Here is an 18,652-nt window from a genome sequence, read left to right as displayed (position 1 = left end):
TCAGTGCCCCGCCAGCGCAATCGGCGCCGGATGGGCCAACCCGCCGCGGCACTTGAGCACCCGCACTTGCGCAGGTTTTGCCTCAACGGCCAGGCGCAAGGCGGCGGGCGATGCATTGACCGCCTCCTGTAAAGAGCGCCAGGCAAACGCCAGGGTCTGCCCGGTTTCGGCCGCCACCTGCAAGCGGCGCAGGGCACGGTCATCGGCCTTGCGCGGCCAGCACAACACCGCGCCGCAGCTGCCGGAACGCAGGCATTGCTCTACCGCCCACAAGGCATCGCGCTCCTCGGCCTGGATCACCGAGAGCTGACGCAAATCCACCCCGGCGTTCTGCCAGGCGTGCGGGTACGGCGTGTAAGGCGGCGCGACCAGCACGATGCGCTCGCCGGCCTTTGATAAGCGCGCCAGGGTCGGCAACACCAATTGCAATTCGCCGACCCCTTCCTTGGCCATCAGGATTTCGCTCAAGGCCGCCTCCGGCCAGCCTCCGCTGGGCAGCACCGCATCCAGCGCCGCAAGCCCGGTGGGGTGCACGCTGGCCGGTGGCGCGGCAGGCCGGCCCTTCCAGACTCGGCCGCCGTTGAACAGCGAGTCCAGGGCAACGACGGCGCCCATCAGCCTTGCCTCACCAGGCCGCAGAACACCCCTTCGATGGCCAGGTCCTGATCGGGCCCGACCACGATGGGTTGATACGCGGGGTTGCGCGGCAGCAAGCGCACATGCTCGCCGTGACGTTCAAAGCGTTTGATGGTGACTTCGCCGTCCAGGCGCGCCACCACAATCTGGCCGTTCAAGGCTTCGGCGCTGCGGCGCACGCCCACCAAGTCGCCGTCGAGGATGCCGTCTTCGATCATTGAATCGCCCTGGACCCGCAGCAAGTAGTCCGGGGTTTTGGCGAAGGTGGCGGGGTCGAGTTGCAGGCGGTTGTGGACTTCGGCGTCGGCGCCGATGGGCAAGCCGGCGGCGACGCGGCCGAGCACGGGCACGTCCAGCCATTCGGGACGAGCCGGCTGGTTAAGCAGGCGAATGCCACGGGCCTGGTTGGGGTTGACCTCGATGAAGCCGGCTTCGGTGAGCGCCACCACGTGCTTGCGGGCGACGCTGCGCGAGGCGAAGCCGAACGCCTCGGCGATCTCGGCGAGGCTGGGGGGCTGGCCTTGTTGCGCGATACGGTCGCGAATGAAGGTCAGGATGGCAGTGCGGCGGGGGGTCAGGGTTGTCATGGAGTACATTTGTACTCTTGTGGGAAATTCCTGACAATAGCCGGTAGTCGGGCGGGGGTTTGATCGAGTACATATCCGTTATTTGGGTAACGGCTGATATGGGTTCCGCCCTTACGGCGGGTCACTTTTGGAAAAGAGCCCGGAATGCCGGCCCAGCCAAAAGTGACCCGCTGCAAGAGCGAAACCATACGAAGCCGTTACCGCCGCAACGGATATGTACTCAGTCCAAATCACTCGCATCATGCCGCTCACGCAACTGCTCCGCAGGCTCCCCAGAAACCCGATTCACCCGCCGCCCCCGCTGCACCGCCGGCCTCGCCTCAATCGCCTCAGCCCAGCGCAGCACATGTTTATATTCATGCACCGACAGAAACTCCGCCGACGCCCCATACAAACGGCCTTTGACCAACCCACCATACCAAGGCCAAATCGCAATATCGGCAATGGTGTACTCGTCCCCGGCAATATACTCACTCACCGCCAAACGCTGATCCAGCACATCGAGCTGACGCTTGGTCTCCATGGCAAACCGATTGATCGCATACTCCATCTTGCTCGGCGCATACGCATAAAAATGCCCAAACCCACCGCCCAGATACGGCGCGCTGCCCATCTGCCAGAACAACCACGACAAACACTCCGCACGCGCCGCAGGTTCGGTGGGGAAGAACGCCCCAAACTTCTGCGCCAGGTACTGCAAAATCGCACCCGACTCAAACACCCGAATCGGCGTATCACCACTGCGATCCAGCAATGCCGGGATCTTCGAGTTCGGGTTCACCGCAACAAAGCCGCTGCCGAACTGATCACCGTCACCGATCTTGATCAACCAGGCATCGTATTCCGCGCCGGCATGCCCCAGGGCCAACAGCTCTTCCAGCAGAATCGTGACCTTCTGCCCGTTGGGCGTTGCCAGGGAATACAGTTGCAGTGGGTGCTTGCCGACCGGCAGTGCCTGCTCATGCGTGGCACCGGCGATAGGCCGGTTGATGCTGGCAAAGGTGCCGCCGCTTTCGCTGTCCCAGGTCCAGACTTTCGGAGGTACGTACTCGGTCATGCTGACTTCTCCTTGGTTTAAATAGGGTTCGACGCAGCCAATTGAGCCACGTTCCACCCGTCACCCAGCGCTTTGATCAGCGCCCACATTAGCGCTCAATGGCTGAGTTTGCAGGTGTAATTCGCTGCAGCGCCGCCAATTGGGCAGTCACCACATCCAGGTAAGCCACGGCGCGCTGGCGATAACGCGAGGTCGAACGGTCTTCGGCATAGTGCGCCGCCGCGCAGGAAGATAGCTTGCTCACACCGTTGGCAGACGCCACCATTCGCGGCCCCAACTGGGCCCTCTTGACCCATCGCGACAGTGAGCATGATCCGCTCGCGCGCCGCTTTACCGAGTGGCTGCTGACCCATTTACAGGCAGAATCAACATGAGCGACCGCCTCGAAGACATCCTCGCCGACCACCTGCACGTGGTGTTCTGCGGCATCAACCCGGGCAAAGGCTCCGCCGCGCTCGGCCAGCACTTTGCCAATCGCAGCAATCGATTCTGGCGCACGTTGCATTTGGCCGGTTTTACGCCCCATGAGATTCGCCCGCAAGATGGCACCACACTGTTGCAGTATCACTGCGGGCTAACCACGCTGGTGGAGCGGCCGACGGCCAGCGCGGGGGAATTGGCGCGGCATGAATTCAAGGAGGCGGCGACGGCGTTTGAACAGAAAATCCACCGCTGCCAGCCGCGCGTCATCGCGTTTCTCGGCAAAGCCGGCTATAGCGCGTTGTCCGGCCAACAGCAGATTGAGTGGGGGCCGCAAGCGCAGTTATTCGGTGGCGCGTCGGTATGGGTGCTGCCCAACCCCAGCGGGCGCAACCTGGCGTTCAGCCTGGACCAACTCGTGCAGGCCTATCAACAACTGCGCGAGGCTATTGCGCAGGCCGCCGCCGTGCCCTTAATCTCGTGAGCCCACCCCCCTGAGAGCAATGGAGGCTTCATGAAACTGGTCGGCATGCTGGACTCGCCTTACGTGCGTCGCGTGGCAATTTCCCTGGAGCTGTACGGCGTGGACTTTGTGCACGAGCCTCTCTCGGTATTCAGCACCTACGCCGAGTTCTCCAAGATCAACCCGGTGGTCAAGGCGCCCACGCTGGTGCTGGATGATGGAACGGTGCTGATGGATTCCAGCCTGATCCTGGATTACTTCGACACCCTGGCGCCGCCCGACAAGAAACTTCTGCCACACACCGCCGACACCCGCGCCAAGCACCTGCAAGTGCTCGGGCTGGCCCTGGCGGCCTGTGAGAAAACCGTACAGATCGTCTACGAACACCACCTGCGCCCCGCGGAGAAACTGCACGAGCCGTGGCTCGAGCGGGTGACCGAGCAGTTGTTGGCCGCTTATTCACTGCTGGAAAAACACCTGGCCCAGGCTACCGGCGAACACCTGAACCAGGCCGCGCTGACGGCGGCCGTGACCTGGTCGTTCACCCAACTCAAGCTGCCGACGGCGCTCAAGGCTGATGCGTTTCCCAACCTGCAACGCCACGCCAGCCAACTGGAACAACATCCAGCCTTCAGGAAGTACCCCATCGAATAACCGGCTTACACCCAACCGCCATCCACAATAAAGTTCTGCGCCGAACACATCGCCGACACGTCGGAGGCAAGAAACAACGCCATGTTGGCGATGTGTTCCGGCAGCACACTGCCCGGCAGGCACTGGCTGCGGCTGATCAGCTCCCTGGCCGCATCGTCTACCCACATCGCCAGCTGTTTTTCCGTCATGACCCAGCCCGGCACCAAGGTGTTGACCCGGATGCGGCTGGGGCCCAGTTCCCGCGCCAGCGCCCGGGTCATGCCGTGGGCTGCGGCTTTGCTGGCGGCGTACACCGGGTAGCCGGCGGACGCCATCATCCAGCCGACCGAGCCCAGGTTGATGATCGCCCCGCCACCGGCGGCCTTCATCATCGGCACCAGCGCCTTGGCGGCAAAAAAGGCGTGCTTGAGGTTGACCGCGATCAGCCGGTCGAACATGTCCGAATTGACTTCTTCCAGAGTGTGACGCACGTCGTTGGCCGCATTGTTGACCAGCACGGTGATCGGCCCCAGCGATTGCTCAAAGCGTGCTATCGCCGCCTTGTAGGCGATCTCATCGGTGATGTCGCACCACACGAACTCCACGGTGTGCCCCTGGCCACTCAACAGCGCCGCCAGCCGCTCGCCCTGGCTTTGCGCGCGGTCCACGAAGGCCACCTTGGCGCCCTGCGCGGCGAAGGCGCGCACCATGAATTCGCCAATGCCTGAGGCACCTCCAGAAATCAATACGGTCTTACCCTTGAGGTCGGGATAAACGGCCTGTTCAGTACTCATATAACGATTGCCTCGATCAATTAGTCTTATTTTATTTTGCGAAACTGGCGTTAAAGGCTATAAATTCGCTGTCAACTCGACGAAATATCGCACATTAGTAGAACTATTCCACTCAAAACAACAAAAGGAAGTTCGACCATGAAGCACCCTAGACATCTGCTTTCAGGCCTCGCCTTGTCCATGTTGATCGCCAGTGGCAGCGCCCAGGCGGCCGGGCTGAGCAGTGAACACAAGCCTTTCGGCAAAACCAATGACGGCACCGCCGTCGAGCAATACATCTTGCGCAACAGCCATGGCATGCAAGCCACGGTGATCACTTACGGCGGTGTGTTGCAGTCGCTGAAAGTGCCGGACAAAAACGGCAAGGTCGATGACGTGGTACTCGGCTTCGATGACGTGCAGGGCTATCAGGGCGGCACCGCATTTTTTGGCGCGACCATTGGCCGTTTCGGCAATCGGCTGGCCGGCGGTGCCTTCGAACTCGACGGCAAACGCTACCAGGTGCCGCTCAACGATGGCCCCAACTCGCTGCATGGCGGCGCCCAGGGTTTTGACAAACACGTGTGGCAAGCCGAACCAGTCAAGGGCAAGGATTCGGTCGGTGTGAAGCTGAGCTACCTGTCCAAGGACGGCGAAATGGGCTTCCCGGGCAACTTGAAAACCGAGGTCACCTACAGCCTCAACGATAACAACGAACTGCACATCGACTACAAGGCCACCACCGACAAACCCACAGTGCTGAACCTCACCAACCACAGCTACTTCAACCTTGCCGGCGCGGGCAATGGCGACATCCTCAAGCAAGTGGCGACCTTGCACGCCAGCCACTACACGCCAGTGAACGCCACCTTGATTCCGACGGGCGAACTGGCGCTGGTCAAAGGCACGCCGATGGACTTCCTCACACCGACGCCTATCGGCCAGCGCATCAAGGACGAGCATCCACAGCTCAAATTCGCCGAGCCGAAACAAGGTGGGTTTGACTTCAACTGGGCACTGGACACCCAAGGCAACATCAAGCAACTCGCCGCCGAGGTGCACGACCCCGCGTCCGGCCGACGTTTGCAGCTCTACACCACCGAGCCTGGCGTGCAGTTCTATACCAGCAACTTCCTGGATGGCACGGTGAAGGGCAAAGCCGGCAAGGCGTATGCGCACTGGAGCGCGTTTACCCTGGAGACCCAGCACTTTCCGGATGCGCCGAACCAGCCCACATTCGCCTCGACCCGGTTGAGCCCGGGGCAGACTTATAGCCAGAACACCGTGTTCAAATTCTCCGCTGATTAAACTGTGGGCGCAGGCTTGCCTGCGATGGCGGTGGATCAGCTAGACATGTATCTAGTGACACACCGCCATCGCAGGCAAGCCAGCGCCCACATTTGATTGCCTCAGTTCCAGAGGCCGATTTTTTCCAGTTCCTGCTTGAAGTTCTCACGGGTGATCAGCGTGACTTCGTCCATGGCGGTGTACTTCGGTGGTTCCTTGCCGGTGGTGACCCAGTCGAACATCATCTTCGCGGTGTTGTAGCCCTCAATGTGCGGGCTGGGCAGCATCGAGCCGAAGAAGCCGCTGTTGGCTTTCTTCAGTTCGCCGATGGCGTCGGTGCCATTGATGCCGATGCCGATCACATTGGCGGCGGCAAAACCGGCCGTTTCGGTAGCGCGTACGCCGCCCAGCACGGTGTTGTCGTTCATGCCGCCGATGATCAGGTTTTTCACGCCGCTGGGCAGCTTGACCAGTGCCGAGTTGGTGGCATCCATGCTGCCCGGCACGTCAAGGGTCTTGGCGGCGGTGAACACGATGTGGTCCTTGGGGAAGCCCGCGTCTTCGAGGGATTTGACCGAGCCATCGGTGCGCTTTTTTCCGGTGTCGAGTTCATTGAAAGTGTTGATCACCGCATAGGTGTCCTTCCAGTCCCAGCCGCGTTTTTTCGCCTCGGCCGCCATCGCCGCGCCCTGCTTCTGGCCGACTTCGAAGGCGGCCATGCCCAGGTACGGCACGTCCTCCATGAAGTTGCCCTTGGCATCGACAAAACGGTCATCCACCGCAATCACTTTCAGGCCGTTGGCGCGGGCCTTGGCGACGATGGCCGGGCCCAGGGACACGTCCGGCGGGCAGATCACAAAGCCCTTGGCGCCGTTGGCCGCCAGGCTATCGATGGCCGAGAGGGTTTTCTCGCCATCGGGCACGGCGATTTTGATCACGGTGAAGCCATGTTCCTTGCCGGCTTTTTCGGCAAAGGCCCATTCGGTCTGGAACCACGGCTCCTCCGCCTGCTTGACCAGAAAACCGATCTTCACTTCCTCGGCGGCCAGCAACAGGCCGCTCAGGCTCAGGGCCGACACCGCCGCAGCGGCGCAACATAGGGAACGGATACCACGACGACGATTCATACGGGTGACTCCTTGTTGTTGTTTTTGGGTCTTGGGTTTATCCGGCAAAGCGGTGACAGGGCGTGCCTGGCACATCGACCTCGATGGCCAGCACCGCGCCGTCCAGCGGGTGATCGAGTGGGCTGGCGGCGCTGGTGATGTAGAGGGTGGTGAGGTTGGGGCCACCGAATACGCAACTGGTGGGACGGCTGACGGGCAATTCGATAATCTGGTCCACGCCACCGTCCGGCGCCAGGCGCAGCAGGCAGCTGCCATCCCAGCGCGCGTTCCAGATATAACCTTGGCTGTCCATCGCCGAGCCGTCCGGCCCGCCACGTGAATGCGGACCGAACCATACCTGCGCCGGGTCGAGCTGGCCGCCCGCCTGGATCGAATGCCGGTAGAGCGTGCCATCCAGGCTGTCGCCAAAGTGCACTTGGCTACCGTCCTCGCTCCACAGCAAGGTATTGGGAATACCCAGGCCATGTAGCAGCGGCGTGACCTGCACATCGGCATCAATGCGAAACAGGCCGCCGGAACGTCGGGTGATGGGCAGGTCTTCGCCGTGCTCGCCAATGTTGTTCTGCATGGTGCCCAGCCATAGGCGGCCCTGGGCATCGCAACGCGCTTCATTGCCACGGTTACCGGGTTGCGGGTCGGCCACGCACAGCAAGCTCAGGGCTTCGGTTTCCAGGTCCAGCCGATACACGCCGCTGCTCAGCGTGACCAACGCATCGCCACTTTCACAGGGAATGAAGGCCGAGACGTGCTCGGGCAGCTGCCAGATCTGCAAGTGTCCGCCCATCAGGCGCAGCGCCTGTTTGCCGGCGATATTCACCCAATACAGCGCCTGGGTCGGCACGTCCCAGAACGGGCCTTCGCCCAACTGCGCACGGTGCGCAGTAACTGCGGTACACGGCATAAAACCTCCTGGTGGTTACAGCGGGTCGCGAGATGGCGTGCCATCCACCAGCCGCTGGATACGCAACGGGTTGGCGTTTTTTAACGCGTCGGGCAGCAGGCTATCAGGGTAATTCTGCAAGCACACCGGGCGCAGGAACCGGTCGATGGCCAAGGTGCCGACCGAGGTGCCACGGGCATCCGAGGTGGCCGGGTACGGGCCGCCATGCACCATCGAATCGCAGACTTCCACGCCGGTCGGGTAGCCGTTGAGCAGGATGCGCCCGACTTTCTGTTCCAGCAGTGGGGTGAGTTCGGCGAACTGCTGCAAGTCGTCGGGTTCGCCGATGATCGTGGCTGTCAGTTGCCCATGCAGGCCGTGCAAGGCGGCGCTGAGCTGGGCTTGGTCGGCCACCTCGACAAACACCGTGGTCGGGCCGAACACTTCTTCCTGCAGCACTTCATCGCCGTCGATCAGCAAAGCCACGTCGGCCTTAAACACCTGCGGCTGCGCCTGATTGACCGCCTGGGCATTGCCCGCCAAGTGCTGAATGCCAGGGTGCGCCAAGAGTTTCTCCAGGCCTTTGCCATAGCTGCTCAAGGTGCCGGCGTTGAGCATGGTTTGCGCCGGCTGATCAGCGATCAGTCGCGCAACCTGCTGGGTAAACGCGGTGAACGGCGCCGACGCAATGCCGATCACCACACCAGGGTTGGTGCAAAACTGGCCACAGCCTTGCACCACCGAGGCGGTCAGGTCGCGAGCCACCGTGTCCGCCCGCGCCTGCAAGGCCTGTGGCAACACGATGACCGGGTTGATGCTCGACATCTCGGCAAACACCGGGATCGGCTGCGGGCGTGCCGCCGCCATGTCGCACAAGGCGCGGCCGCCCTTGAGCGAGCCGGTAAAACCGACAGCCTGGATCGCCGGGTGCTTGACCAGCGCCTCACCGACGCCAGCGCCGAAGATCATATTGAACACGCCCGCCGGCATCTCGGTGGCCTCGGCCGCGCGAATGATCGCATCGGCGACCTGCTCAGCCGTGGCCATATGCCCGCTGTGGGCCTTGAACACCACCGGGCAACCTGCCGCGAGCGCCGCAGCGGTGTCGCCACCGGCGGTGGAAAACGCCAGGGGAAAGTTGCTCGCACCAAACACCGCCACCGGGCCCAGGCCAATGCGGTATTGGCGCAGGTCCGGGCGTGGCAGTGGCTGGCGGTCGGGCAAGGCCTGGTCGATGCGCGCGCCGTAGAAGTCACCGCGACGCAGCACCGTTGCGAACAGGCGCATCTGGCCGCTGGTGCGACCGCGTTCGCCTTTGATACGCGCGGCAGGCAGCGCGGTTTCGCGGCAAACCAGCGCGACGAAGTCATCCCCCAGCGCGTCCAGCTCATCGGCGACGGCATCCAGGAACTGCGCGCGGCGCGAAGCACTCAGCGCACGGTAGGCGGGGTAAGCCGCTGCGGCGGCCTTGGCGGCGGCGTCGACCTCCTCCGGTGTGGCCTGGTAGAACGTCTGGGCCAAGGCTTCGCCGCTGCTGGCATCAATGCTTTGCAGGGTCACGCGGCCTTTGGCACTGCGCTGGCCGCCGATGTAGTTATGGCCGAGGAACTGGGGCATGGTGCTCTCCTTAAAGGGTGATGACATTGCCGGGCTCGAACGCAGCGCCGGCCTTGCCGACAGCGTTGACCAGCGGCGCGCCAAACTCGGCCTGGCTGATCTCGAACACATCGCCCGGTTGGGTACGTATACCGTCGGCGAATGACAGCGTGGCGGTGCCGAAGAAATGAATGTGCACGTCGCCCGGTGTCAGGAATTGACTGTATTTGAAGTGGTGATACTCAAGGTTTTCCAGGCTGTGGCACATATTCGCCTCGCCACTGAGGAATTCGTTCTGCCAGATCACCTGGCCGTCGCGCAGGATGCGGCTGGTGCCCGCCAGGTGCTGGGGCAACTCGCCCACGCGCAACTCAGGGCCATAGCTGCAACTGCGCAGTTTGGAGTGAGCCAGGTATAGGTAATTCTTGCGCTCCATCACGTGGTCGGAGAATTCGTTGCCCACGGCGAAGCCCAGGCGATAGGGTTTGCCGTCGTGGCCGATCACGTAGAGGCCGCCGATTTCCGGCTCTTCACCGGCGTCTTCGGCGAACGCCGGCACCGGGAAGGCCTGGCCCGGGCGTACCACGATGCTGCCGTCGCCCTTGTAGAACCACTCGGGTTGTACGCCCGCTTGGCCGGCCGGTGGTTTGCCGCCCTCCACGCCCCATTTGAAGATGCGCAGGGTGTCGGTCATCGCGCTGTCGTGCGCGCCGTGCTGGTGCATCTTGTCGCGCGCCGAGGCACTGCCCAGGTGAGTCAGGCCGGTGCCGCTGATCAGCATATGAGCCGGGTCCGGGTGATCGAGTGGCGGCAGGATTTTCAGGTCGGCCAGCAATTCGGCATAGTCGTAGCTGTCGCCCAGGCCCAGGCTGTCGACCTGTTGCTGCAACTTGACGCCCGCCTCGATGGCCGCCAGCGCCAACTCGCGCACGCTGCGCGCCGTGCGCACTTCTCTTAGCGTGCTGCCTTGCACCACGCCGACACGGCGTTCGCCGTTGCGTAACTCGAACTGAACTAAACGCATGCAGCTTCTCCTCGATTAAGTACGTGTAGCACCACGCGCGCTGGCGGCGAATTGGTCGGCGGGCAGCACGTGATTGCGCTCCAGCACGCGGTAGACCACGCCGGTCAAGACCAGCCCGAACACCATCACCCCGGACAAGAAGTACAAGCCCGAAGCCAGGTTGCCAGTGGATTCCTTGAGCGCGCCAATCACAAATGGGCCGATGTAGCCGCCGAGGTTGCCCACCGAGTTGATCAGTGCAATCCCCGCCGCCGCACTGGCGCCGGCAAAGAAGCGCCCGGGCAAGGTCCAGAACACTGCCGTGCAGGAAAACAGCGCGAACGCCGCCAAGCACAGCGCGGCCATTTGCAGCACCGGCACACTCAACCAGGCACTGCAGAACAGGCCGATGGCACCGAGCACATAGAGCACGGCGAGATGGCCATAACGATCATTCAACCGGTCGGAACTGCGCGGGATGATCAGCAGCCCGATGATGCCGAAAATGTACGGCACTGCTGAGACGAAACCGGTGACCAGGTCACTGCCGCCGAACTGTTTGATCAGCGTCGGCAGCCATAGGCCGAGCCCATAAATGCTCAAGGTCACCGGCAGGTAGAACAGCGCCAGCAGCAACACGCGCTTGTCCTTGAGGGCATGCAGCGGGTTGCCGTGGCGAGTCTGGCCGTAGGCTTGCAAGTCTTTATTCAGCTCGCCGGTGAGCCAGGTTTTCTCGTCCTCGCTCATCCACTTGACCTGTTGGGGGCCGTCCGGCAGGAAGCGCAGCACGGGCCAGGTCAGCAGCAGCGCCGGGGTACCGATGACGATGAACAGCCACTGCCAGCCGTGCAGGCCGAGGATGCCGTCCATGCCCAATAAACCGCCGGACACGGGGCCTGTGATCATCATCGCAATGGGTTGGGAGAGGATGAACAGCCCGAGGATCTTGCCGCGATGGCGCACTGGGAACCACTGGGTGATGTAGTACAGCACGCCAGGGAAAAACCCCGCCTCCGCCGCGCCGAGCAGAAAACGCATCACATAGAAGCTGTGCGGCCCCTGCACGAAGGCCATGCCAATGGTGATGGCGCCCCAGGTCAGCATGATGCGTGCAAACCAGCGCCGCGCGCCGAAGCGATCGAGCATCAGGTTGCTGGGGATCTCGAACAGGAAGTAGCCAATAAAGAACAGCCCTGCGCCCAAGCCGTACGCCGCGTCGCCGATGCCGACATCGGCGCCCATATGCAGCTTGGCGAAACCTACCGCTGAGCGGTCCACGTAGGCGATCAGGTACAGCAGGATCAGGAAGGGAATCAGTTTCAGCGTGATGCGCCGAATAAGCCGCAGTTCCTGGCTCATGGGTCGATCTCCGATTGTTGTTTTTATAGAAGCTCGGCGGCTGGCTCCGGCCAAATTCAGCCAGGGTCATGCCTCAGTTGAAGCTGACTATATAGTATGACTATTTACAAAACAACACTTCCAAACCCTTGGTTTTACGCTTATGTTTAGGCGCATATAGAACATATAGTCATACAATAAGAGAGTCGATCATGCCTGATAAAAAGCCCGCCCTCCGCTCCGCCCAGTGGTTTGGCACCGCCGACAAGAACGGCTTCATGTACCGCAGCTGGATGAAGAACCAAGGCATCGCCGACCATCAGTTCCATGGCAAACCGATCATCGGCATTTGCAACACCTGGTCGGAGCTGACGCCGTGCAACGCGCATTTCCGTCAGATCGCCGAGCACGTCAAACGTGGGGTGATCGAGGCCGGTGGCTTCCCGGTGGAATTCCCGGTGTTCTCCAACGGCGAGTCCAACCTGCGCCCCACCGCCATGCTCACCCGCAACCTGGCGAGCATGGACGTTGAGGAAGCGATTCGCGGCAACCCCATCGACGGTGTGGTGCTGCTCACCGGCTGCGACAAAACCACCCCGGCGCTGCTGATGGGCGCCGCCAGTTGCGACGTGCCGGCCATCGTCGTCACCGGCGGGCCGATGCTCAATGGCAAGCACAAAGGCCAGGACATCGGCTCGGGCACGGTGGTGTGGCAGCTCAGCGAACAGGTCAAGGCCGGCACCATTACCCTGGACGATTTCCTCGCGGCCGAAGGCGGCATGTCGCGCTCGGCGGGCACCTGCAACACCATGGGCACCGCCTCGACCATGGCCTGCATGGCCGAGGCGCTCGGCACTTCCCTGCCCCACAACGCGGCGATTCCGGCGGTGGATGCGCGCCGGTATGTGCTGGCGCATATGTCCGGCATGCGCGCGGTGGAGATGGTGCGCGAAGACTTGAAGCTGTCGAAGATCCTGACCAAAGAGGCGTTTGAAAACGCGATACGGGTGAACGCGGCCATCGGCGGCTCGACCAACGCGGTGATCCACTTGAAAGCCATCGCCGGGCGTATCGGCGTCGAACTCGACCTGGATGACTGGACGCGCATGGGACGCGGCGTGCCGACCATTGTCGACCTGCAGCCCTCAGGGCGCTTCCTGATGGAGGAGTTCTACTATGCCGGGGGCTTGCCTGCCGTGCTGCGCCGCTTGGGCGAGGCCAACCTGATCCCGCACCCGAATGCCCTGACCGTCAACGGCAAGTCCCTGGGCGAGAACACCAAGGACTCGCCGATCTACGGCCAGGACGAAGTGATCCGCACCCTCGACAACCCGATCCGCGCCGACGGCGGCATCTGCGTGCTGCGCGGCAACCTCGCACCGCTGGGCGCCGTGCTCAAGCCATCGGCCGCCAGCGCGCAACTGATGCAGCACCGTGGCCGTGCGGTGGTGTTCGAGAATTTCGACATGTACAAGGCGCGCATCAATGACCCGGAATTGGACGTGGATGCCAACTCGATCCTGGTCATGAAAAACTGCGGGCCCAAGGGTTACCCGGGCATGGCCGAAGTCGGCAACATGGGCTTGCCCGCCAAGCTGCTGGCCCAGGGCGTGACTGACATGGTGCGTATTTCCGATGCGCGCATGAGCGGCACGGCCTACGGCACGGTAGTGCTGCATGTGGCGCCGGAAGCCGCCGCCGGTGGGCCGTTGGCCACGGTGCAAGAAGGCGACTGGATCGAACTCGACTGCGCCAACGGCCGCCTGCACCTGGACATCCCCGACGCAGAGCTGGCGGCGCGCATGGCGGACTTGGCGCCACCGCAGAAGCTGATCGTCGGCGGCTACCGCCAGCTGTACATCGACCATGTGCTGCAGGCCGACCAAGGCTGCGACTTTGACTTTCTGGTGGGTTGCCGGGGGGCTGAAGTCCCCCGTCATTCCCACTAATTGGGATGCTATGATGCCGCCTATTTAGCCAGAGCCTCCCGTTCTTTATGGATCACCAGCCGCCCAAGCCACGCAAGAGCATGCATGCCCAGATCGTTCAGGACTTGGGCATGCACATCGTTTCCGGTCGCTTCAAGCCCGAAGAACGCCTGCCCATGGAAGCCACGCTGTGCGAGGAGTACAAGGTCAGCCGCTCGGTGTTGCGTGAGGCGACGCGGGTGCTCAGCGCCAAGGGCCTGGTGTATTCCAAACCACGGGTAGGCGCCGTGGTGCGGCCGCGCTTGAAATGGCATTTGCTCGACCCGGACGTGCTGTCCTGGCTGATGCAGACCACGCCCCACAGTGAGTTCTTCAACACACTGGCCGGCGTGCGGCGCATTCTCGAACCGGAAATCGCCGCCATGGCCGCGACCACCGCCACCGACGAAGACATCGCCACCATCGAAAAAGCCTACCTGGGCATGGAAACCGCCAAGACCCACGACGCCCTGCTGCAGGCCGACCTGGACTTTCACCGCGCCATCGCCGATGCCACCCGCAACGACTTGCTCGCCTACATGTGCAACATGCTCTCACTGCCGTTGCGCGAGTCGATCAACATCACCAACCGCCGCCCCGACATCCAGGGCCTGAGCCTGCCGCGCCACAAGGCGATCCTCACCGCGATCCAGAACCGCGACGCCCTCGGCGCCCGGCACGCCTCGCTGGTGCAGCTGGATGACACGCGCGTGGCGCTCGACACAGTGATGAATGTGCTGACGCCGCTGTAAATCCAGCGTCTACGCTCAGGGGGCAGTTCGAGGAACCGGCCATGTGCGCACGACGCTCGCAGTACTGCGGTGCTCATGACTTCGTGGTGCCCTCCACGCCTGTCGCCCTGCTGCCGCTTGAAAATGACCTGATGCACGCCGACCGTGCCTCTGTCTTGCTGAATCATGTCGATAAAAAACCCGGACCATGTCCGGGTTTTTTTACCCTAGGGTTTTATCAACTGCCCAACTGCCCACGGGTGTCCGCGTCGAAACGCTGACGGGCCTGATCAGCCGCCGGTTTGAGCAACGCGAGCAGCGCCGCCTCACCGTACAACTGAGTGACCGCCAGTTCCTTGGGGGTCGGCTCAATCGGGATCAGCACCTCTTCGCCGTCGGCGTGCAGCCAGATGGCCACAACGTGCAGTGCCGAGATGAATAACACACGCAGCTCCACGGTTTTACCCTGCAATTGCGGCGACTGTTCCGCCAGTTTCAGCGCATCCACCGTCGCCGCTGCCAACGTTCCGTGGTTGAGCGAAGCGAACTCGACATGCCCGCGTACGTCGGCCAATTGCGCGTCGGCAATCGTCGCTCCATCGGCAAATACCAAGTAATGCCAATCGCCGATCTCGGCGTCTTTCAGGCCTTTACCCAGACTCAGGTCCTCCAGGCTGAGCGAGTAGCCACGATAGCCTTCGCTCAGCCTGATTTGGCCCGGCACGGCGGCCGCGAATTGGCGATTGATGCCGAAGCCCTGGGTGTGCAGCGCAGCTTGCAGCGCTGGACGCAGTACCTGTACGCCGTTGGAGGGCGCCTTTGGATAAGTCAGTTGCATGATGTAGCCCTCCTTAGTTTTTTACGGTGAAGTAAGTGTTGGTCCAATTGCCGCCGCCGTTGTACGAACCGGGGAACGAGTTCAATGCGCGAGTCGAATAGCCGTAGATCGAATCTGCGATCAACAGGTAGTTGCCGTTGGTGCCATAGATCACCAGAAAGTGCGCACCGCCACCGTACCAGGCGCAACGCAAACCGATGGGTCGGCCCCTGTTGAGCTGGTTTTGGATGGCGGGCATCTGCAGCGAGCCTTGAGTCATGCCGTTGTAGCTGCGCGTGATTCGCAAGGCGGAATCCAGATAGCCGTAGATGTTGCACGGTCCCGGCTGATTGCAGCAGTTGCGGTCCAGCGCGTTGCTGGCGACACCGCACTGGGTCCAGGACCCGGTGCCGTAGTAGTTGCCGACCGAAGCGGAAACAGCCGCCCAGCACCAGTTGGTCTGGGTTTGTTTCTGCATGCTGAAATTCAGGCTGGCGGCCGCCATTACTTTAGGCTGATGAGCCGCTTCGACTTCGACCAGTTGCGGGTCGAGCAAATGGCCGATCAGGCAGTTGGGCTGTGGGTCGCCGGTGAACCGGGTTGTTTCAGGGGTTAACATTTTTCAATCCTCCATGAATGAAAACACGCGTCCAGCGTGTATGGGTGCAGCGGTGTTACTGAGCGATCGACGTTCCGGGGTGCGCCTATTCGAGGGCGCGTTCCGATCTGGCTCGAGGTAACCCTAGGCGCGAATATGCATTAACGCAAACATTTAAATGCATATGCGCATATTTAATCTTCCTCAAAAGTGACAGTTTCTAAAAGGCGACGCATTGCCTGAAGGCTCGATCTATCCCATTTGCCGGATTTTTTGCAGTGTCAAAATCAACGAAGTCTTCGTTTCGGAATTTCCAGGCTAGCCGCCACGCCTAGACGTGAGCGTTTGAAACATAGCCATACGTAACTGAAACGATTCAGGCGAAACGCGAACCTTTCTCCGCAAACGGGCGTCCGAGCTTAAGCACTGTTGCTTATCGCCCGCCGCGAGGTCCTCGTTTGAAAGCCGCCATCATCAAAAAATACCGACTGATCATCAAGACCATGGGCTATGTGGGCTGGGCTTTGTTCTGGCTGCTGTTGTGGGATGTGGCCGTCACGGTGGACTTCATGCTGTTTCTGACCACCAAGATCAATTTGCCGCTGATGCCGCTGACGCTGCTGGGCTCGGCGCTGGTGGTGCTGATCAGTTTTCGCAACAGCAGCGCCTATAACCGCTGGTGGGAAGCCCGCACGCTGTGGGGCGCGATGGTGAACAACTCGCGCAGCTTTGCCCGCCAGGTGCTGACCTTGCTGGATGACCCGGACGGCGAGGTCAACCCGGTCAAAGCTACGCTGCTGCGCCGCCATGTGGCCTATGTGAATTGCCTGGCGGCGCACCTCAGGGGTAATGCTTGCCCGGAGGAAGTGCGCGCGTTTATCCCCGCAGAGGAGTTCGCGCGCAACGGCGCGACCAACAACTTTGCCAATGACATCCTCACCGGCTCGGCGGCTTTGTTGGCCCGCGAATACAAGGCCGGGCACCTGGACAGCATTCGCCTGGCGCGGCTGGAGTCGACGCTGGTGGACCTGTCCAACGCCCAGGGCGGCATGGAACGCATCGCCAACACGCCGCTGCCCTACCCTTACGTGTATTTCCCACGGCTGTTCATTTCGCTGTTCTGCCTGATCGTGCCGGTGGGCCTGGTGGAATCTTTGGGCTGGTTCACCCCGCTGGCGTCGACGGTGGTCGGCTTTATGCTGCTGGCCATCGAACGTATCGGCACCGACCTGCAAAGCCCGTTTCACTCCAGCGAGCACCAGATCCAGATGGAAAGCATCTGCGAAACCATCGAGAAAAACCTGCAGTCGATGCAGCGTGATGCGCTGGGTGGCGAGCGTATCGGTTGATAACCTATCATTTTTACCAGTACACCTGACGCACCGTTTTCGCTAGCCTGTACCCCATCAGATCCCAAGGAGGTACAGAACATGCAGGTACGCGAAGGCTATGCCGAATTCCGTGGCTATCGGACGTGGTTCCGGGTCACCGGCGACTTGAATTCAGGGCGCCTGCCCTTGATCGTCGCTCACGGCGGCCCGGGCTGCACCCATGATTACGTCGACAGTTTCAAAGACCTGGCCGCCACTGGCCGCGCGGTGGTGCACTACGACCAAGTCGGCAATGGCCGCTCAACGCATTTGCCCGGCGTTTCCCCCGACTTCTGGACCGTGGCGCTGTTCCTGGCGGAGCTGGACAACCTGATCGAACACCTTGAGATCAGCGACTACGCGCTGCTGGGCCAGTCTTGGGGCGGCATGCTCGGCGCCGAGCACGCGGTGCGCCAACCCGCCGGTTTGAAAGCATTGATCATTGCCAACTCGCCAGCCTCCATGGCGTTGTGGAGCGAAGCGGCGGATGAGCTGCGCCAGGCGCTGCCACGCGAGGTGCAGGCGACGTTGCTACGCCATGAAACCGCAGGCACCACTGACAGCGCCGAGTACCACGCCGCGGCGGAGGTGTTTTACGCGCGCCATGTGTGCCGTGTCCAGCCGGTGCCCGCCGAAGTTGAGCGCACCAATGTCGCCATTGAGGAAGACCCTACCGTCTACCACGCGATGAATGGGCCGACTGAGTTCCATGTGATCGGCAGCATGCGCCACTGGAGCATCATTGATCGGCTGCCGCGTATCCTGGTGCCGACGCTGTTGATTTCCGGGCGGTTTGATGAGGCCACACCTGCGACCGTGCAGCCGTTTGCCGATGGCATCAGCGACGTGCGCTGGCAGATTTTCGAGCAATCGAGCCATATGCCGCATGTTGAAGAGCGTGAGGCGTGTATGGCGTGTGTGGATGGGTTTCTCGCGCCCTTCGGGTGAAGACCAAGCCCTGTGTGACAAGCAGGCTTGCCCTGCGTTGGGCTGGGAAGCGGCCCCAATAAAAACACCGCGGTCTGCCAGCCAGAGCGCGGTGTTTGGTTTTAGGGCTGGCGTATCTTTGGGTAGATTGAGTACATATCCGTTGCTGCGGTAACGGCTGATAGGGGTTCCGCCCTTACGGCGGGTCACTTTTGAAAGAGCCCAAAAGTAACCAAAAGGCTCTTGCCCCACCACTCGGCACCTCGCCTAGGCTCGGTGTGCCCTCACGCAGGCTTTGGACCGTGGGCCGCCGCCATGGGCCATCCTTGGCCCATCGCGGCTAAACCGGCGTCCTGCCGGTTTACCCACGCTCCAAAGCCTGCGTTCGGCCAGCGTGGTTTAACGGGGCGCCTAAGATCAAGATCAAAAGCAAGAGCACGGC

The 18,652-nt window shown here is 61.9% G+C and carries 19 protein-coding genes and 1 pseudogene; 8 read left to right on the top strand and 12 right to left on the bottom strand.

What is annotated here, in order from left to right; translation table 11 throughout:
• The 4 genes from imuA to ACI77I_RS18905 all read right to left on the bottom strand — a co-directional run bounded on the left by imuA (window position 1) and on the right by ACI77I_RS18905 (window position 2,524).
• Window positions 1-615 (bottom strand): translesion DNA synthesis-associated protein ImuA, encoded by a 615-nt coding sequence (imuA, locus tag ACI77I_RS18920; protein ID WP_094952636.1) that lies wholly within the window; start codon window positions 613-615, stop codon window positions 1-3.
• Window positions 615-1,232, bottom strand: a complete 618-nt coding sequence (gene lexA, locus ACI77I_RS18915) for a transcriptional repressor LexA (RefSeq protein ID WP_094952635.1) — start codon at window positions 1,230-1,232, stop codon at window positions 615-617. The genes imuA and lexA overlap by 1 nt, the downstream gene beginning before the upstream one ends.
• A gap of 211 nt (window positions 1,233-1,443) precedes the next feature.
• Window positions 1,444-2,280 (bottom strand): glutathione-dependent disulfide-bond oxidoreductase, encoded by an 837-nt coding sequence (yghU, locus tag ACI77I_RS18910; protein ID WP_094952634.1) that lies wholly within the window; start codon window positions 2,278-2,280, stop codon window positions 1,444-1,446.
• Between the two features lie 88 nt (window positions 2,281-2,368).
• Window positions 2,369-2,524 (bottom strand): hypothetical protein, encoded by a 156-nt coding sequence (locus tag ACI77I_RS18905; RefSeq protein WP_242150471.1) that lies wholly within the window; start codon window positions 2,522-2,524, stop codon window positions 2,369-2,371.
• On the opposite strand from ACI77I_RS18905, the pseudogene ACI77I_RS18900 reads away from it, so the two are divergent.
• The 3 genes and pseudogenes from ACI77I_RS18900 to ACI77I_RS18890 form a co-directional block, all read left to right on the top strand.
• Window positions 2,502-2,654, top strand: a pseudogene (locus tag ACI77I_RS18900) (LysR family transcriptional regulator); the annotation flags it as partial. The gene ACI77I_RS18905 and the pseudogene ACI77I_RS18900 overlap by 23 nt on opposite strands.
• On the top strand, window positions 2,651-3,184 hold the full coding sequence (mug, locus tag ACI77I_RS18895; protein ID WP_406980381.1) for a G/U mismatch-specific DNA glycosylase: 534 nt from the start codon (window positions 2,651-2,653) through the stop codon (window positions 3,182-3,184). The pseudogene ACI77I_RS18900 and the gene mug, both read left to right, overlap by 4 nt.
• Before the next feature lie 30 nt (window positions 3,185-3,214).
• Complete coding sequence (locus ACI77I_RS18890) at window positions 3,215-3,817, top strand: glutathione S-transferase family protein (RefSeq protein ID WP_094952632.1); 603 nt, start codon at window positions 3,215-3,217, stop codon at window positions 3,815-3,817.
• A gap of 5 nt (window positions 3,818-3,822) precedes the next feature.
• Here the strand turns inward: ACI77I_RS18890 and ACI77I_RS18885 are convergent, their stop codons facing one another.
• A complete protein-coding gene (locus ACI77I_RS18885; protein ID WP_406998159.1) occupies window positions 3,823-4,590 on the bottom strand; it encodes an SDR family NAD(P)-dependent oxidoreductase in 768 nt (255 codons plus the stop codon).
• A 138-nt stretch (window positions 4,591-4,728) separates the two neighbouring features.
• Between ACI77I_RS18885 and ACI77I_RS18880 the strand changes: the two genes are divergently transcribed.
• Window positions 4,729-5,877: an aldose epimerase family protein gene (locus tag ACI77I_RS18880; protein WP_406998158.1), complete on the top strand. Its 1,149-nt coding sequence runs from the start codon at window positions 4,729-4,731 to the stop codon at window positions 5,875-5,877.
• A gap of 101 nt (window positions 5,878-5,978) precedes the next feature.
• On the opposite strand, the gene ACI77I_RS18875 is transcribed toward ACI77I_RS18880, so the two are convergent.
• Genes ACI77I_RS18875 through ACI77I_RS18855 form a run of 5 tightly spaced genes read right to left on the bottom strand, consistent with a single transcriptional unit; the run spans window position 5,979 to window position 11,821 of the window.
• On the bottom strand, window positions 5,979-6,983 hold the full coding sequence (locus tag ACI77I_RS18875; RefSeq protein ID WP_242150474.1) for a substrate-binding domain-containing protein: 1,005 nt from the start codon (window positions 6,981-6,983) through the stop codon (window positions 5,979-5,981).
• Between the two features lie 37 nt (window positions 6,984-7,020).
• Window positions 7,021-7,884 carry an SMP-30/gluconolactonase/LRE family protein gene (locus ACI77I_RS18870; RefSeq protein WP_406998157.1) on the bottom strand — a complete coding sequence of 288 codons (864 nt, stop codon included), beginning with the start codon at window positions 7,882-7,884 and terminating at the stop codon, window positions 7,021-7,023.
• 15 nt (window positions 7,885-7,899) lie between these two features.
• Window positions 7,900-9,480: an aldehyde dehydrogenase (NADP(+)) gene (locus ACI77I_RS18865; RefSeq protein WP_242150480.1), complete on the bottom strand. Its 1,581-nt coding sequence runs from the start codon at window positions 9,478-9,480 to the stop codon at window positions 7,900-7,902.
• Window positions 9,481-9,490: 10 nt separating this feature from the next.
• Window positions 9,491-10,483, bottom strand: coding sequence for an AraD1 family protein (gene araD1 / locus ACI77I_RS18860; RefSeq protein ID WP_406998156.1), 993 nt, complete (start codon window positions 10,481-10,483; stop codon window positions 9,491-9,493).
• 15 nt (window positions 10,484-10,498) lie between these two features.
• Window positions 10,499-11,821, bottom strand: coding sequence for an MFS transporter (locus ACI77I_RS18855; protein WP_406998155.1), 1,323 nt, complete (start codon window positions 11,819-11,821; stop codon window positions 10,499-10,501).
• A gap of 191 nt (window positions 11,822-12,012) precedes the next feature.
• Between ACI77I_RS18855 and ACI77I_RS18850 the strand changes: the two genes are divergently transcribed.
• Window positions 12,013-13,749, top strand: a complete 1,737-nt coding sequence (locus ACI77I_RS18850) for an IlvD/Edd family dehydratase (protein WP_242150485.1) — start codon at window positions 12,013-12,015, stop codon at window positions 13,747-13,749.
• Window positions 13,750-13,796: 47 nt separating this feature from the next.
• Complete coding sequence (locus ACI77I_RS18845) at window positions 13,797-14,519, top strand: FadR/GntR family transcriptional regulator (protein WP_094952623.1); 723 nt, start codon at window positions 13,797-13,799, stop codon at window positions 14,517-14,519.
• A gap of 217 nt (window positions 14,520-14,736) precedes the next feature.
• Here ACI77I_RS18845 and ACI77I_RS18840 read toward each other — a convergent pair whose 3' ends face one another.
• Both ACI77I_RS18840 and ACI77I_RS18835 read right to left on the bottom strand, forming a co-directional pair.
• Window positions 14,737-15,336, bottom strand: coding sequence for a hypothetical protein (locus ACI77I_RS18840; protein ID WP_406998154.1), 600 nt, complete (start codon window positions 15,334-15,336; stop codon window positions 14,737-14,739).
• Between the two features lie 13 nt (window positions 15,337-15,349).
• Complete coding sequence (locus ACI77I_RS18835) at window positions 15,350-15,934, bottom strand: papain-like cysteine protease family protein (protein ID WP_263273380.1); 585 nt, start codon at window positions 15,932-15,934, stop codon at window positions 15,350-15,352.
• Window positions 15,935-16,371: 437 nt separating this feature from the next.
• On the opposite strand from ACI77I_RS18835, the gene ACI77I_RS18830 reads away from it, so the two are divergent.
• Together ACI77I_RS18830 and ACI77I_RS18825 are read left to right on the top strand one after the other, a co-directional pair.
• A complete protein-coding gene (locus ACI77I_RS18830; RefSeq protein ID WP_242150491.1) occupies window positions 16,372-17,262 on the top strand; it encodes a bestrophin family protein in 891 nt (296 codons plus the stop codon).
• Between the two features lie 81 nt (window positions 17,263-17,343).
• On the top strand, window positions 17,344-18,231 hold the full coding sequence (locus ACI77I_RS18825; RefSeq protein WP_406998153.1) for a proline iminopeptidase-family hydrolase: 888 nt from the start codon (window positions 17,344-17,346) through the stop codon (window positions 18,229-18,231).
• Window positions 18,232-18,652: the final 421 nt, after the last annotated feature.

The organism is Pseudomonas sp. D47 (genome assembly GCF_045447305.1).
Classification (GTDB): domain Bacteria; phylum Pseudomonadota; class Gammaproteobacteria; order Pseudomonadales; family Pseudomonadaceae; genus Aquipseudomonas.
The sequence above is the reverse complement of the archived record's forward strand: the minus strand, read 5'-3'. Positions and strand labels throughout refer to the sequence as shown.

What these genes read in the sequence shown, in the direction of transcription:
- imuA (WP_094952636.1), bottom strand. Translation starts at nt 615, where the DNA reads ATGGGCGCCGTCGTTGCCCTGGACTCGCTGTTCAACGGCGGCCGAGTC.
- lexA (WP_094952635.1), bottom strand. Translation starts at nt 1,232, where the DNA reads ATGTACTCCATGACAACCCTGACCCCCCGCCGCACTGCCATCCTGACC.
- yghU (WP_094952634.1), bottom strand. Translation starts at nt 2,280, where the DNA reads ATGACCGAGTACGTACCTCCGAAAGTCTGGACCTGGGACAGCGAAAGC.
- mug (WP_406980381.1), top strand. Translation starts at nt 2,651, where the DNA reads ATGAGCGACCGCCTCGAAGACATCCTCGCCGACCACCTGCACGTGGTG.
- ACI77I_RS18890 (WP_094952632.1), top strand. Translation starts at nt 3,215, where the DNA reads ATGAAACTGGTCGGCATGCTGGACTCGCCTTACGTGCGTCGCGTGGCA.
- ACI77I_RS18885 (WP_406998159.1), bottom strand. Translation starts at nt 4,590, where the DNA reads ATGAGTACTGAACAGGCCGTTTATCCCGACCTCAAGGGTAAGACCGTA.
- ACI77I_RS18880 (WP_406998158.1), top strand. Translation starts at nt 4,729, where the DNA reads ATGAAGCACCCTAGACATCTGCTTTCAGGCCTCGCCTTGTCCATGTTG.
- ACI77I_RS18875 (WP_242150474.1), bottom strand. Translation starts at nt 6,983, where the DNA reads ATGAATCGTCGTCGTGGTATCCGTTCCCTATGTTGCGCCGCTGCGGCG.
- ACI77I_RS18870 (WP_406998157.1), bottom strand. Translation starts at nt 7,884, where the DNA reads ATGCCGTGTACCGCAGTTACTGCGCACCGTGCGCAGTTGGGCGAAGGC.
- ACI77I_RS18865 (WP_242150480.1), bottom strand. Translation starts at nt 9,480, where the DNA reads ATGCCCCAGTTCCTCGGCCATAACTACATCGGCGGCCAGCGCAGTGCC.
- araD1 (WP_406998156.1), bottom strand. Translation starts at nt 10,483, where the DNA reads ATGCGTTTAGTTCAGTTCGAGTTACGCAACGGCGAACGCCGTGTCGGC.
- ACI77I_RS18855 (WP_406998155.1), bottom strand. Translation starts at nt 11,821, where the DNA reads ATGAGCCAGGAACTGCGGCTTATTCGGCGCATCACGCTGAAACTGATT.
- ACI77I_RS18850 (WP_242150485.1), top strand. Translation starts at nt 12,013, where the DNA reads ATGCCTGATAAAAAGCCCGCCCTCCGCTCCGCCCAGTGGTTTGGCACC.
- ACI77I_RS18845 (WP_094952623.1), top strand. Translation starts at nt 13,797, where the DNA reads ATGGATCACCAGCCGCCCAAGCCACGCAAGAGCATGCATGCCCAGATC.
- ACI77I_RS18840 (WP_406998154.1), bottom strand. Translation starts at nt 15,336, where the DNA reads ATGCAACTGACTTATCCAAAGGCGCCCTCCAACGGCGTACAGGTACTG.
- ACI77I_RS18835 (WP_263273380.1), bottom strand. Translation starts at nt 15,934, where the DNA reads ATGTTAACCCCTGAAACAACCCGGTTCACCGGCGACCCACAGCCCAAC.
- ACI77I_RS18825 (WP_406998153.1), top strand. Translation starts at nt 17,344, where the DNA reads ATGCAGGTACGCGAAGGCTATGCCGAATTCCGTGGCTATCGGACGTGG.